Annotated in this window: 11 protein-coding genes and 1 other annotated feature; of the genes, 9 read left to right on the plus strand and 2 right to left on the minus strand. The window is 37.6% G+C overall.

The genetic code is table 11. From position 1 onward, the window contains the following. Positions 1–40 precede the first annotated feature (40 nt). Both RUH95_RS05085 and RUH95_RS05090 read left to right on the plus strand, forming a co-directional pair. Complete coding sequence (locus tag RUH95_RS05085; RefSeq protein ID WP_313891751.1) at positions 41–802, plus strand: tRNA threonylcarbamoyladenosine dehydratase; 762 nt, start codon at positions 41–43, stop codon at positions 800–802. 78 nt (positions 803–880) lie between these two features. After that, the gene (locus RUH95_RS05090; RefSeq protein WP_313891752.1) at positions 881–1,072 is read left to right on the plus strand and encodes a hypothetical protein; all 192 of its coding nucleotides are present in this window, start codon (positions 881–883) and stop codon (positions 1,070–1,072) included. A gap of 237 nt (positions 1,073–1,309) precedes the next feature. On the opposite strand, the gene pdxR is transcribed toward RUH95_RS05090, so the two are convergent. Next, positions 1,310–2,704, minus strand: a complete 1,395-nt coding sequence (gene pdxR / locus RUH95_RS05095; protein ID WP_313891753.1) for a MocR-like pyridoxine biosynthesis transcription factor PdxR — start codon at positions 2,702–2,704, stop codon at positions 1,310–1,312. A gap of 557 nt (positions 2,705–3,261) precedes the next feature. Here pdxR and RUH95_RS05100 point away from each other — a divergent pair. Continuing rightward, entirely contained in the window at positions 3,262–4,317 is a 1,056-nt protein-coding gene (locus RUH95_RS05100; RefSeq protein WP_313891754.1) for an LLM class oxidoreductase, read from the plus strand. A 358-nt stretch (positions 4,318–4,675) separates the two neighbouring features. Here the strand turns inward: RUH95_RS05100 and RUH95_RS05105 are convergent, their stop codons facing one another. Beyond that, a complete protein-coding gene (locus tag RUH95_RS05105) occupies positions 4,676–5,959 on the minus strand; it encodes a replication-associated recombination protein A (RefSeq protein ID WP_313891755.1) in 1,284 nt (427 codons plus the stop codon). A 137-nt stretch (positions 5,960–6,096) separates the two neighbouring features. On the opposite strand from RUH95_RS05105, the gene cymR reads away from it, so the two are divergent. The 6 genes from cymR to alaS all read left to right on the plus strand — a co-directional run bounded on the left by cymR (position 6,097) and on the right by alaS (position 14,847). Next, the gene (gene cymR / locus RUH95_RS05110) at positions 6,097–6,519 is read left to right on the plus strand and encodes a cysteine metabolism transcriptional regulator CymR (RefSeq protein WP_313891756.1); all 423 of its coding nucleotides are present in this window, start codon (positions 6,097–6,099) and stop codon (positions 6,517–6,519) included. Positions 6,520–6,529: 10 nt separating this feature from the next. Beyond that, complete coding sequence (locus RUH95_RS05115; protein ID WP_313891757.1) at positions 6,530–7,663, plus strand: cysteine desulfurase family protein; 1,134 nt, start codon at positions 6,530–6,532, stop codon at positions 7,661–7,663. A 29-nt stretch (positions 7,664–7,692) separates the two neighbouring features. After that, positions 7,693–8,805, plus strand: a complete 1,113-nt coding sequence (gene mnmA / locus RUH95_RS05120) for a tRNA 2-thiouridine(34) synthase MnmA (RefSeq protein WP_313891758.1) — start codon at positions 7,693–7,695, stop codon at positions 8,803–8,805. A 14-nt stretch (positions 8,806–8,819) separates the two neighbouring features. After that, positions 8,820–9,476 carry a tetratricopeptide repeat protein gene (locus RUH95_RS05125; RefSeq protein WP_313891759.1) on the plus strand — a complete coding sequence of 219 codons (657 nt, stop codon included), beginning with the start codon at positions 8,820–8,822 and terminating at the stop codon, positions 9,474–9,476. A gap of 24 nt (positions 9,477–9,500) precedes the next feature. Continuing rightward, the gene (recD2, locus tag RUH95_RS05130; protein ID WP_313891760.1) at positions 9,501–11,918 is read left to right on the plus strand and encodes an SF1B family DNA helicase RecD2; all 2,418 of its coding nucleotides are present in this window, start codon (positions 9,501–9,503) and stop codon (positions 11,916–11,918) included. Between the two features lie 36 nt (positions 11,919–11,954). Further along, positions 11,955–12,165: a binding site (T-box leader), on the plus strand. Positions 12,166–12,213: 48 nt separating this feature from the next. Continuing rightward, the gene (gene alaS, locus RUH95_RS05135) at positions 12,214–14,847 is read left to right on the plus strand and encodes an alanine--tRNA ligase (protein WP_313891761.1); all 2,634 of its coding nucleotides are present in this window, start codon (positions 12,214–12,216) and stop codon (positions 14,845–14,847) included. Positions 14,848–14,883: the final 36 nt, after the last annotated feature.

Consider the following 14,883-nt stretch of genomic DNA (forward strand, 5'->3'; position numbering starts at 1 on the left):
TTAAATACCTACTAATTTGATATAAATGGAGTGTTTTTATATGTTACATCAATTTTCAAGGAATGAACTAGCGGTTGGAACAGAAGGAATAGATTTACTAAAAAATACGACAGTAGCCATTTTAGGAGTTGGCGGAGTTGGCTCATTTGCAGCAGAGGCTTGTGCAAGAAGTGGCGTTGGTAGAATTATTTTAGTCGATAAGGACAATGTCGATATTACGAATATTAATCGCCAACTAGTTGCTTACATATCAACGATAGGCCGTTCTAAATCTGAAGTGATGAAAGAGCGTATCGCAGATATTAATCCAGCATGTGAAGTAATCGATATGCATATGTTTTATACAGATGAAACATATGAACAGTTTTTTGCGATGAATATTGATTATGTTATTGATGCATCAGATACGGTAATTTATAAAATCCATCTGATGAAAGAATGTTTAAAGCGTGGGATAAAAATTATTTCTAGTATGGGTGCTGCGAACAAAACGGATCCAACTCGTTTTAAAATTGCCGATATTTCCAAAACGCATACGGACCCACTTGCGAAAATAATTAGAACAAAATTGCGTAAAGAAGATCGAATAACGAAAGGTATTCCAGTTGTGTTTTCGGATGAAAGCCCAATTATTGTGCGAGAAGATGTGGTAGGCACAGTAGGTAAACCAGATGCAGCTATTCGTAAAGCGAAAATGCCTCCATCTTCCAATGCATTTGTACCATCATCAGTAGGTTTAATTTGTGCAAGTTGGGTAATTAATGATATAACGAGAGAAATTCACATAAATAGGGTGCAATAAGTAATGGTTGTTTTTCCCTCGTGCGCTATACTATAATTACAGCAAGGGATTTAAGAACAAATGAAGGAGGAATTTCACATGACTGAAACTAATAATCAAGAACCTAAAAAGAAAATGACGTTGCAAGAAGCAGTGAAACAAAAGTTAGAAGAAAAGAAAAACCAAGCAGCTGGTGGTAAAGCGCAAGCTAATGGTCAGGCGACAAATCAAAAAGCTAAAAGCCAAATGACGAAAAAAGTAAGCAACACTCGTCGTAAAATGGGTGTTTAATTAAATCTTTCAATAGAAAATCCAGTCTGAGATTAACTCGGACTGGATTTTCTATTTAGACTATGCCATGAACACTAGCTTCAAGGGGGGATTTACTGTTTTATTAAGTAGAGCTGTTTTATTTCTTGGATATTATCTACGAATGGATTGCTTTTATATTAAAAAGTAAAGGTGCAACTAAAGTGGAAAATGGTTTAGTTGGCGATATTATTTTAATCTGAAAGTCCGTCAATGAAGTCAATGATTAGTATTGGATGGATAAAACCAAGCGCGGTATAGTGATTGGATACCCGTAACGATATCTTCACTGCTTAGTCCACCAAAACCAATTTGAATCATTGACGCCTCAGCTTGGCTTTGCTTCTCCCAGAATGGGGATACTGCGTAAACTTTAACTCCATGATCGGCTGCAGCTCTAATTAACTCTTCTTCAATCATACCGTTATGTACACGCAATAAAATGTGGAGTCCAGCATTCTGTCCGATTATTGTAACCTGTTCACCCATTAACTCCTTAATTTTCTCAATCAACTGGGATTGCTTTCTATGATATACTTTCCGCATTTTACGAATGTGGGCTTCCCAATGTCCATTTCTCATGAATAGTTCTAGTGTCTTCTGATGAAACCATGATACCGTTTGATCATATAATCGATAGCCTTGTTTTTTATAGAGCTCCAGTAATTTTGGAGGCAGTATCATATAAGCAATACGTAGTGATGGAAGAAGGCATTTAGAGAAGGTTCCTAGATAGACAGTGTGGTTATTCGTATCCAAACTCTGAAGGGAAGGAATTGGTTTTCCGACATATCTAAACTCGCTGTCATAGTCATCTTCAATAATGATTCCATCGTGATCTGCCGCCCATTTAAGTAATTGCATTCTCTTGGCAATCGGCATGACCATTCCGTATGGAAACTGATGAGATGGTGTAATATAGACAATACTTGATTTGCTCTCATATAAGTTCTGAATGTTAAGTCCATCCTTTTCTAAAGGAATGGGATTGATTTGGAATCCGTTATGACGAAATACCTTTCGAACCACATCATATCCTGGTTCCTCCATTGCGATACTGTTGCTATCAGTACTCATCAACGCCGAAAGTAAGCTAAGCAGATATTGAATGCCTGCTCCAATAATGATTTGATCAGCCGAGCAATTTACACCCCTCGAATCATACAAATATTTAGCGATTTCAACACGAAGTCCATGCTCCCCCTGAGAATCACCATAAGAGAACAGTTCCACATGCTCGGGTTGTGAGCATTGATTGGATAGCTTGCGCCAAGTAGCAAGTGGAAAGTGTTCATTATCCACATCGCCGTACCGAAAATCATATTGAATCTTTGGATTCGTAGCGACTACTTGTTTGCTAACCTCTAAAGGTTTCCTTTTATTTGGATACGGCAAAGGCAACTTATCGAGTTCCAATTCAATTACATATAAACCGCTTCTCGGCTTACTTTGAACATAGCCTTCGTCTATCAACTTATGATAAGCCGATTCTACTGTATTACGGCTAATATGAAGATGAGATGACAGCGAACGGATAGAAGGCAATCGTGTCTTAGCAGTAAGTTTGCCTCTAATAATATCTTTTTTTATGTGTTGATATAGTTGGAAATACAAAGGTTCTCCGGACTTTCCTTCCAGTAATAAAGTAATATCGATCATGATATCCTCCTAATAATCTAATCTGACCCTATAAATATGTTTAGAATTGCCACTATTTTTAGAGTCAGTTGGTGTTTACAATTATATCACTGTCAGTCAAATATACGACTATAGGCTATTCTCCTTTATTAATAGAAGGGGGAATGAGAAAGAGAATTCACACTAAAGGATTATTCTAACCCATTCTTTACTTGCATTACTAAAGATACAAGAAGTGTGGTCAACTTTTGGCATTTAATTTTGGTATGGATTATGGATACCGAGGACAATGTGCTAAATCAAAATTACTGTGAACTCATTTTCTATTTAGCGTATTTCCAGTAGACCATTTAAGTTTTAGGAGTATATTCTTCTATAGTATTTTGAAATGTGTAGTGAGCACAACTATCCTTTTTTGTAAGTCGTATATCAGTTTTTGGTTTGGGATTCTTTCATAGATAGTTTTCGATAGAGGGTAGAGAAGAACTGTATCTGTAGACAGGAAGATACCTATTGTTTAGGAGGAGAATTTATTGGAAAAAATATCAGGTAATAATGAAACACTTCGTGATACAAAGCAACTAGAGTCGTCATTTGGAACCTTCAATGAACATTCTGGCTACCGCCGAATGTTTGCACCCAATAAGCTTACACTTGGAATATTCCTTCCTATTAAGTTTTATGCAGGTAGTATGGATGACTTAAAGGGTCAAGCTGAATTGGTGGAAATAATTGATCAACAGAACTTCGCAGCAATTTGGGTAAGAGATGTGCCATTGTTTGATCCAAATTTTGGAGATGCCGGTCAGGTCTTTGATCCATTTGTTTATTTAGCATATCTTGCTGCAAGAACAAAGAATGTATCTTTGGCAACAGGCAGTACAATCTTTACGCTACGCCATCCTATCGATTTGGCTAAAGCGGCGTCATCCATTGATGTGCTTTCTGGTGGGCGACTTATCCTTGGGATTGCTTCAGGTGACCGGGCTATAGAATTTCCTGCGTATGGAATCGATGCTAACCAACGTGATGTTCGGTTTCGGAAGACGGTTGGGTTTTTCCGTAACCTCATTCGATTTCAGCGACCATCAATTCTATCAACTCTCGGACAAGTTGAGGGGGTAGAAATTCTTCCAAAACCAATAACAGGTGATATTCCGCTCATAGTTACAGGATCCAGCCGACAATCTGTCGAATGGATCGCGGAGAATAGCGACGGGTGGCTCACATATCCCGGCGTGACAGCAAATGCGTCTGGCCCCCAGAGACTTTCGGAAAAGATTGGCTCTTGGCGTGAAAAAATACCCGGTGGGAAATTCAAGCCCCATATGACTAACGAATGGATTGATCTTGTGGAAGATCCAGATTATCCTAGAACACCAATCCGAGACGGATATATTTTACGGACAGGTCGTAAAGGTCTGATTCAACTTTTGGAAGAATGGCAAGCAGCAGGAGTCAATCATGCTGCTTTAGGTATTCAATTTTCTAGTAGACCTTCTGCTGAAGTGATTCAGGAGTTAGCAGAGGAAGTGCTCCCGTTCTTCCCGACTCATGCTGGGCCCAATCCACTTAACACTAAATGGTAGCCTATGTGTAATCAGTGATAACTCAATCTCTTTGACAACTTTCGTGTACTCTATTGTATAAGGAAGTTGCTGTATGATGGAATGACAATTGATACTTATATTAGTATGCAGAAATCGCCAACTGGGTAAATAGCATTTCGATTGTAATTAATATACCTTTTATCGGGAATTAAGGTATATTTACTAATTATATGGTTTGCAAAAGAGAATTCTATATTTATAATAGCAGAACCCATTTTGATTAATCTTTGTTCAAATGGGTTCCTTGTTGTTACAGTGAAAGCCGGAAGTCTTTACTTTAAAGTGGGATTATTTAACTGCGCCGACAAACTTGCGTATTTTAAAAAAACTTGGAGCATTATTCTATTTTGAATGTTTCTAAACGGTGATAAATCGCGGAAAGCCTTCTTTCTTCCCCTGCGTCAATAGGAGTATAAAACTTTGTTCCAACCAATTTATCAGGAAGATAAGTTTGCTTCACCCAACCGCCAAACGTACCTACTTTATGATTATGCGGATAAACATAACCACCATGTCCAAGCTCCGCAGCACCAGCGTAGTGCGTATCTTTTAAATGCTTTGGAATTTCGCCAGTTTTTCCTTGATGAATACTGGCGATTGCTTCATCCAATGCAGTGTAGGCGGAATTAGATTTCTCAGATAAGCACATTAGTACGATGGCATTTGCTAAAGGGATTCGTGCTTCTGGAAGACCAAGTCTTTCAGCAGATTGGATAGCAGCGAGTACTTGAGGACCAACAGCAGGATTTGCAAGTCCAATATCTTCATACGCCATGACGAGCAGTCTTCTAGACACAGCTACTAAATCACCATTTTCAAGCAAATGTGCCAAGTAATAAAGCGCAGCATCCGTATCACTTCCACGCACGGATTTTTGTAATGCAGATAAAAGATTATAAAAATGAGAGCCTTTTTTATCTCCAAATACACCAACCCTGTCGATAAGGCTATTTAAAATAGAATCATCTACTCTAGTAATACCATCTTCTTCAAAACTAGCGAAAATAGTAGATTCAAGTAATGTTAATGCTTTTCTAGCATCGCCATTTGCAGCATCCGCTATTTTTAAGCGCTGTTCATCAGAAATCTCGATCGGTACTTTTCCTAGGCCTTTTTCGTTGTCGGATAAGGCTCTTTGTAGCAGCATGTCGATATCTTCTGTTGTTAATCGTTTTAATTGTTTAATTTCTCCGCAACGAGAACGGATAGCGGGATTGACATCGTGAAATGGATTTTCCGTAGTAGCTCCAATTAATATAATCGAGCCGTTTTCTACATGTGGTAATAATGTGTCCTGCTGTAATTTATTAAAACGATGGATTTCATCCAAAAATAAAATGACTTTCCCACTAATTCTTGCATCCGCAACGACGTCTTCTACATCTTTTTTCCCCGCTTTCGTTGCGTTTAGTGCAACAAAAGGCAGCTTAGTCGTACCAGCAATAGCGAAAGCAAGGGAAGTTTTTCCAACACCAGGATCTCCGTATAAAAGCATGGAAGGAACATGTCCATTTTTAATCATCTTATATAGAGCAGTGTCGCTGCCGATGACATGTAGCTGTCCGGCAATTTCATCTATTGTTTGAGGTCTCATACGATATGCTAAAGGTTCATTGCTCAAAAAAATCACTCCTATGTTCAAACGTTTGTTCTTTTATTATAACGGAGTTTGGCGAAAAAGTCATTTTGAAGTCGTTCAAGCCTGTAATTATGCTATACTTATGAAAGAATTTTTTACTAATCAATGAGGTGAATAAATTGAAAATATCGACGAAAGGACGCTACGGGTTAACAATTATGATAGCGCTCGGAAAACAGTTTGGAGAAGGACCGATAGCTCTTCGCCAAATAGCGGCTGACCATGATTTGTCGGAAGCGTATTTAGAACAAATTGTTTCTCCTTTAAGGAACGCAGGACTCGTGAAAAGCGTCAGAGGAGCATACGGTGGGTATATGCTTGCCAAAGAACCAAATTTATTAACTGCTGGGGATGTTATTCGTGTATTAGAAGGTCCAATTCAACCAGTTGAAGGAATTGAAAATGAAGAGCCGCCACAGCGAGAGCTTTGGATGCGTATTCGTGATGCGGTTAAAGATGTACTTGATACGACAACAATTGAAGATTTAGCTCAATTTACAGAAGAAAATCCAGATAATGCTGGATATATGTTCTATATATAAGGAGTTTACAATGACTAGAATTTATTTAGATCATGCTGCTACAACGCCAATGGCAAAAGAAGTAATTCAATTATACACAGAAGAAATGAATGCGGAATTCGGGAATGCATCGAGTATCCACCAAACGGGACGACGTGCGAGAAAAAAACTTGATAATGCAAGAAATATACTCGCGGCAAGTATTGCTGCACATGAAACAGAAATAACGATTACAAGCGGTGGGACGGAAGCTGATAATTACGCAATTTTCGGTACTGCTTATGCGCGAGTAAATGATGGGCGACATATCATAACTACTCAAATTGAACATCATGCGGTTTTACATGCTTGTGAACAATTAGAACGAGAAGGCTTTGACGTAACATATCTGCCGGTGAACCAAAATGGGGTTATCGATATCAATGACTTGAAAAATTCATTAAGAGAAGATACTATTTTAGTTTCCGTCATGTATGGAAATAATGAAGTTGGGTCGATTCAACCTATTCGTGAGATCGGTGCTCTATTAAAAGATCATCCTGCATATTTTCATACGGATGCGGTGCAAGCATATGGCAGCATTTCATTAGATGTGAATGAGTTACAAGTCGATTTGTTAAGTGTTTCAAGTCATAAGATTAATGGACCAAAAGGGATTGGCTTTTTATATCAACGTAAAGGGCTGTTGTTGAAACCATTATTTTATGGTGGGCAGCAAGAAAGAAAAAAACGTGCAGGTACAGAAAATGTTCCAGCTATCGTGGCTTTTGCAAAAGCAGTCGAGATAAAACAACAGAACATGGAACAAAGCATTGGTTATTTTCAACAATTAAAACAACTATTTTTGGAGCGGTTGAAGGAACAAGGAGTTCCTTTTAAAGTGAATGGCCAAGTAGAAGTATCTTTGCCGCATGTTGTGAATATTAGTATTCCTAAAACGGATATTGAAACGTTTTTAGTGCAATTAGATCTTGCGGGAATTGATGCATCAAGTGGAAGTGCTTGTACTGCTGGTTCTATTGATCCTTCACATGTTTTAGTTGCAATGTTCGGGGAAAATACACCAGAGCTTAGAAATTCCATTCGATTTAGTTTTGGTATAAGTAATACAGAGCAGCAAGCAATAGAGGCTGCACAGAAAATAAGCAAAATTATTCTAAAGTAATGATGAATAATTGAAAAGAGTGATATTATATGAAGAAAAAAGAAGATACTCGTGTCGTTATTGGTATGTCAGGTGGCGTGGATTCATCGGTTGCAGCGTATTTATTGAAAGAACAAGGATACGATGTTATCGGTATTTTCATGAAAAACTGGGATGATACGGACGAATTTGGCGTTTGTACAGCTACAGATGATTATGAAGATGTTATTAAAGTATGCAATCAAATCGGAATCCCATATTATGCTGTCAATTTTGAAAAACAATATTGGGATAAAGTATTTACGTACTTTTTAGAAGAATATAAGGCTGGTAGAACACCAAATCCAGATGTTATGTGCAATAAAGAAATTAAATTTAAAGCATTTTTAGAGCATGCTTTAGCACTTGGTGCGGACTATTTAGCGACAGGACATTATGCACAAGTAGAGGTAAGAGATGGTCAAACACGTATGCTTCGAGGGAATGACACGAATAAAGATCAAACGTATTTCTTAAACCAATTAAACCAAGAACAATTAGAAAAAGTAATGTTCCCAATTGGTAATATTGAAAAGAAACGAGTGCGAGAAATTGCATTGGAACAAGGGCTTGCAACAGCGACTAAAAAGGATTCAACTGGAATTTGTTTCATCGGTGAAAGAAACTTCAAAGAATTTTTAAGTCAGTATTTGCCCGCGAAAAAAGGTGTAATGGAAACGATGGACGGCAAGCCAATGGGATCGCATGATGGTCTAATGTATTACACAATTGGTCAACGACATGGTCTAGGAATTGGTGGAGCAGGAGATCCATGGTTTGTTATCGGCAAAGATTTAAAAAGAAATGTATTATTAGTTGGTCAAAACATCGATAATGATGCTCTTTATTCAACGAGTCTTACTGCAACAGATTTATCTTTCACAACAACTTTGGATCACCCGAAAAGTTTTGATTGCACAGCTAAATTTAGATATCGCCAAGAAGATGTTGGTGTTCATGTAGAAATGATTTCGGAAACGAAAGTGTCTGTAACATTTGATAAACCTGTGCGCGCCATTACTCCTGGACAAGCAGTAGTTTTTTATCAAGGAGACGAATGTCTAGGCGGAGCTACCATTGATGAAGTATTTAAAGATGGACTAAAACTAGATTACGTTGGTTAATTGGAGGAAATAAAGTGAATTATAACGAACTAGGTATTCAAGCAATCCAAGAAGAGGATTATGAAAAAGCAGCCGAATTATTTACAAAGGCGATTGAAGAAAATCCAGAGGAAGCAATTGGCTATATTAACTTTGGAAATCTTTTATCATCGATGAATGAAAATGATCGTGCAGAAAGATTCCTTCAAAAAGCGATTGTATTAGATGAAAATGCAGCGACAGCTTATTATAGTCTAGCGAATTTATACTATAATGCAGAGCGTTTTGAAGAAGCGGCTAAATTATATGAAAAGGCTATTTCTAACGGGATTGAGGGAGCAGATGCTTACTTTATGTTAGGAAAAAGCTTTGAGAAAAGTGGTCAAACAAAACTTTCTCTTCCATACTTACAAAGAGCGTATGAACTAGAACCATCAGACATCCAAATAAAGCTGACGTATGCAATTGCACTTGCTAGCTTTGAGATGTTCAATGAAGCAGAACCGATTTTAAAAGAAATTTTAGAAGCAGATAAAGAAAATGCAGATGCACATTATAACTTAGGTGTTTTATATGCGGTTTCTACAACAAATACGGATGCTGCGTTATTTCACTTAAAAGAAGCATTTACGATTCAACCAAGCTATGACCAAGCAAGATATGTGTATGATATGATTTCACTTCGCAGTTAACCACTTTAGGAGGCGGTAGGTAAAATGACCATTGAAACAAATAACGAAAAATTATTTATAACGGGTCGTCCTATCGTCTCTATTTTTCATAATCCTCAAAACTTATTTTCCATTATCAAGTTAAAAGTAAAATCGACAAACACGACATACATAGAAAAAGAAATAATTGTAACGGGTTATTTCCCGCAATTAGTTTTAGAAGAAGCGTATAAGTTTACTGGACATATTAAAAATCATCCTAAATACGGTGTTCAATTTCAAGTGGACACGTTTCAAAAAGAAGTTCCTGCAACCGAACAAGGGATTGTTCATTATTTGTCTAGTGATATGTTCCCTGGTATTGGGAGGAAAACAGCCGAACAAATTGTCAAAATCCTTGGGCAAAATGCGATCAATAAAATATTAGATGATCCGGAAGCATTAGATATCGTACCGAAGCTAGGCGACGATAAAAAACAAACATTACGTGCCGTTTTACAACAAAATTTAGGCTTAGAAAAAGTAATGATCCAGTTAAATGAATGGGGTTTCGGACCTCAAATTGCGATGAAAGTTTATCAAGCTTACCGTGAAGAAACAATCGATACATTAACAAAAAATCCATATCGACTAATCGAAGAAGTAGATGGAGTCGGCTTTATACGTGCAGATGAATTAGGATATAAACTTGGCATACAAGGAAATCACCCTGATCGTGTTAAAGCTGCAATTTTTCACTTATTGCAAGCTGCTTCTCTAAGTGAAGGGCATGTGTTTTTATATGCAGAGCAATTATTAGATTCCGTGAAAAAGCTTTTAGAAAGTGCACAGCGAGAGGAAATATCGTTTGAATCGATTACAAAATGTTGCTTCGAGTTGGCGGAAGAAGATCGTATCGTCGGAGAAGTAAATCGTTTTTATATACCTTCTCTTTATTATTCTGAAGTTGGGATTAGTGCGAAAGTTGAAACGTTGCTAGGGGAAAATGATTTTCATAATAAGTTTCCATTAGCAGAAATGAAAAAGCATCTTGGCGGCATTGAAGAAAGACTTGGAGTACAGTACGCAAACACGCAAGTACAAGCAATAGAAACTGCGCTTAATTCAAGTATGACATTGCTTACTGGAGGACCGGGGACAGGGAAAACGACTGTTGTACGAGGAATTGTAGAGTTATACGCCGAGTTACATGGTTTATCTCTTGACCCAAAAGAATGGGCGAAAGATAAAAAGCCTTTTCCAGTCGTTTTAGCGGCTCCAACTGGAAGAGCGGCTAAAAGATTAAGCGAATCTACAGAACTTCCTGCAATGACGATTCACCGATTATTAGGGTTCAATGGACAAGAAAATAATGATGTTGAAGGAAAAGAAATCGAAGGAAAGTTAATCATTATTGATGAAACTTCGATGCTCGATACTTGGCTTGGTCACCAATTATTAAAAGCGATTCCTAAAGATGCTCAAGTCATTTTCGTAGGAGATCAAGATCAATTGCCACCAGTTGGACCAGGGCAAGTATTGAAAGACTTGCTTGCGTCTAAACGCATTCCAACAGTCGAACTAATAGATATTTATCGTCAATCGGAAGGTTCATCGATTATTGAATTAGCGCATGAAATGAAAAAAGGTATGGTTCCTGAAACTTTATTAGCTAAAACAAAGGATCGATCTTTTATAAAAGCTTCTACTGAGCAAATTCCAGTAGTTGTTGAAAAGGTATTAAAAAGTGCTCTTTCTAAAGGGCATTCTATTCGAGATATACAAGTGCTTGCACCAATGTACCGAGGTCCAGCAGGAATTGATGCATTAAATAAAATGATTCAAGAAATGGTCAATCCAAATACAGATGGAAAACGAAAAGAAATGATATTTGGAGAAACAATATACCGAATCGGAGACAAAGTACTTCAGCTCGTTAATCAGCCTGAAAGCAATGTGTTTAACGGCGATATGGGAGAAGTTATTAGCATATTTAAAGCAGCTGAAACGGCTGAAAAGAAAGAGATACTAGTCATTTCGTTCGATGGTACGGAAGTAACTTATGAAAAAAATGATTTAAACCAAATTACATTAGCGTATTGTTGCTCTGTCCATAAATCGCAGGGGAGTGAATTCCAAACAGTCATTATGCCTGTAACGAGAAGTTATATGAAAATGTTACGCCGAAATTTATTGTACACGGGCATTACAAGAGCGAAAAACTTTTTAATATTATGTGGAGATCCAGAAGTGTTTACATTTGGTGTCCAGCGAACAGATGATTTACAAAGATTAACGACGCTAATGGATCGTTTATCAAATAGCTTGGAACAAACAGAACAACAGGCTGAGCCAGATCAACAGCCAATAGAGGAAGTTGTCGTTGACACAACCTATTTAACGGCGGATAATTACCATTTAATCGACCCACTAGTTGGGATGAATGGTATTACACCGTATCAATTCATGGAAATGGATAATTGACATAACGTCGATAGTTTTTTATAATCAAATGCATATAGTAAAATGATGACAGAGAAAGTACGCTTGTTACCTGAAAAAGAGAAGGATTCCTCGGCTGAAAGAATCCTCAGTAACTAACAAGTCGGAAAGCTACTCTTGAGTGCAGTTAAAACCTGCCGTCTAGCCGCGTTAAGGCTTCTTGAGAGACATAGTACATCTGTATTATGTAACTAGGGTGGTACCGCGAATAATAGCTTTCGTCCCTTTTATGGGATGAGGGCTTTTTTTATTTATTAAAAAATTGGAGGAACGACGAATGAAACAATTAACAGGCTCTCAAATTAGACAAATGTACTTAGACTTTTTTATCGAAAAAGGACATACGCAAGAACCATCAGCACCACTTGTTCCAATAAATGACCCATCTCTTTTATGGATTAATAGTGGAGTTGCGACATTAAAAAAATATTTTGATGGCCGTGTAGTGCCGGATAATCCACGTATTACAAATGCACAAAAATCGATTCGTACAAATGATATTGAAAACGTAGGGAAAACAGCAAGACATCATACATTCTTTGAAATGTTAGGAAACTTCTCGATCGGGGATTATTTCAAAAAAGAAGCAATTCACTATGCTTGGGAATTTTTAACGGATGAAAAATGGATGGCTTTGGAGAAAGAAAAATTATCGATTACGATTCATCCTGAAGATGAAGAAGCATTTAATATTTGGAAAGATGAAATCGGTATTCCTGAAGAAAGAATTATTCGTTTAGAAGGAAACTTTTGGGATATTGGAGAAGGTCCGAGTGGTCCAAACTCTGAGATTTTCTATGACCGCGGTGAAGGATACGGCAATGATTTAAGCGATCCAGAATTATATGCAGGTGGAGAAAATGACCGTTATTTAGAAATTTGGAACTTAGTGTTCTCTGAATTCAATCATAATCCGGATCATACATACACTCCACTGCCAAAACAAAATATTGATACTGGTATGGGATTAGAACGTATGACATGTGTAGTACAGGATGTTCCAACTAACTTTGATACTGATTTATTTATGCCAATTATTCGTCAAACCGAAGCAATATCCGGTAAAGAGTACCACATAAATGAAGAGCATGATTTAGCATTCAAAGTTATTGCGGACCATACTCGTACGGTTGCTTTTGCAATTGGAGATGGGGCATTACCATCTAATGAAGGAAGAGGCTATGTACTTCGTCGATTACTTCGTCGTGCTGTTCGTTTCGCAAAACAATTAGGTATTGAGAAACCATTTTTACATGAGCTTGTGCCAGTAGTTGGGGGAATCATGCAAGATTTCTATCCAGAAGTGACAGAAAAACGTGATTTCATTATGCGTGTTATTAAAACAGAAGAAGAGCGATTCCACGAAACATTGCATGACGGTCTTTCTATTTTAGAAAAAGTAATAGAAGAGCAACGTGCAAAAGGAGAATCGTTTATCCCAGGAACGACATCATTTACACTTTATGACACATATGGTTTTCCAGTTGAATTAACGGAAGAATATGCTGAAGAAGCAAATATGACAGTCGATCATGAAGGGTTTAAACAAGAAATGGAAGCACAACGAAGCCGCGCACGTGCTGCTCGTCAAAATGTAGATTCGATGCAAGTTCAGTCAGAAGTATTTAGTAATATTCAAGATGATAGTGAATTCGTTGGATACGATACATTAGTTGTTACAACGAAAGTTGCTTCTATCATTCACGGAGATTCACTTGTGAAATCGGCTAGTGAAGGAGACGAGATTAAGCTTATTTTAACGAAAACTCCTTTTTATGCTGAAAGTGGTGGACAAGTTGCGGATCATGGAACAATTGAAAATGATAAATTTAGAGGGCTTGTAAAAGAAGTACAAAAAGCTCCAAATGGACAAAACCTGCATACAGTTATCGTAGAATCAGGCGAAGTAACATCTGGTGCAGAAGTGACAGCAACAGTTGATAAAACACTTCGTGGACATACGATTAAAAATCACTCTGCAACGCATGTGCTGCACCAAGCATTGAAAGACGTGCTAGGAACGCATGTAAACCAAGCGGGTTCAGAAGTTGGACCAGACCGTTTACGCTTCGACTTTTCCCATTTTGGACAAGTGACAAAAGAAGAGTTAGATCAAATCGAACGTATTGTAAATGAAAAAGTTTGGGATAGCATCCCCGTTATCATCGGAAATCATTCGATTGATGATGCGAAAAAAATGGGTGCAATGGCTTTATTCGGCGAAAAATACGGCGACATAGTGCGTGTTGTTACAATGGGCGAATATTCACTAGAACTTTGTGGTGGATGTCATGTCAAAAATACGTCTGAAATCGGGTTCTTTAAAATTCTATCGGAAAGTGGAATTGGTGCAGGTACGCGACGCATTGAAGCAGTAACTGGTAAAGGTGCATTTGATGTTGTAAAAGAAGAAGAGTCCATATTAGCAGAAGCTGCAAATATTTTAAAAGCACAACCAAAAGACCTAGTATCAAAAGTTGCTCAAACATTAAACGAATTGAAAAATAGTCAAAGAGACAATGAGTCATTATCAGCTAAAATTGCAAACAGCCAAGCATCATCTGTTTTATCTTCTGCTCAAACGATAAATGATGTTACAGTTCTTTCTGTAAAAGTAGATGCAAAAGATAATAATCAATTGCGTCAAATGATGGATGACTTAAAGCAAAAATTAGATAAAGCAGTCATCGTTCTCGGTGCAGTAGATGGGGAAAAAGTAATGATTTCAGCAGGTGTGACAAAAGATTTAGTTGGCGGGAACTATCATGCTGGAAATATCGTCAAACTAGTAGCAGAGCAATGTGGAGGTAAAGGTGGAGGTAGACCTGACTTCGCTATGGCTGGTGCAAAAGACGGTAGCAAACTTGAAACTGCTCTTCATTCAGTTTACGAATATATCAAATCTGTTTAAACTATTTCAAACTTCGGTTATACTGTAAATATAGAT

Origin of the sequence: Psychrobacillus sp. (assembly GCF_032154225.1) — a bacterium.
Taxonomy (GTDB): Bacteria; Bacillota; Bacilli; order Bacillales_A; family Planococcaceae; genus Psychrobacillus.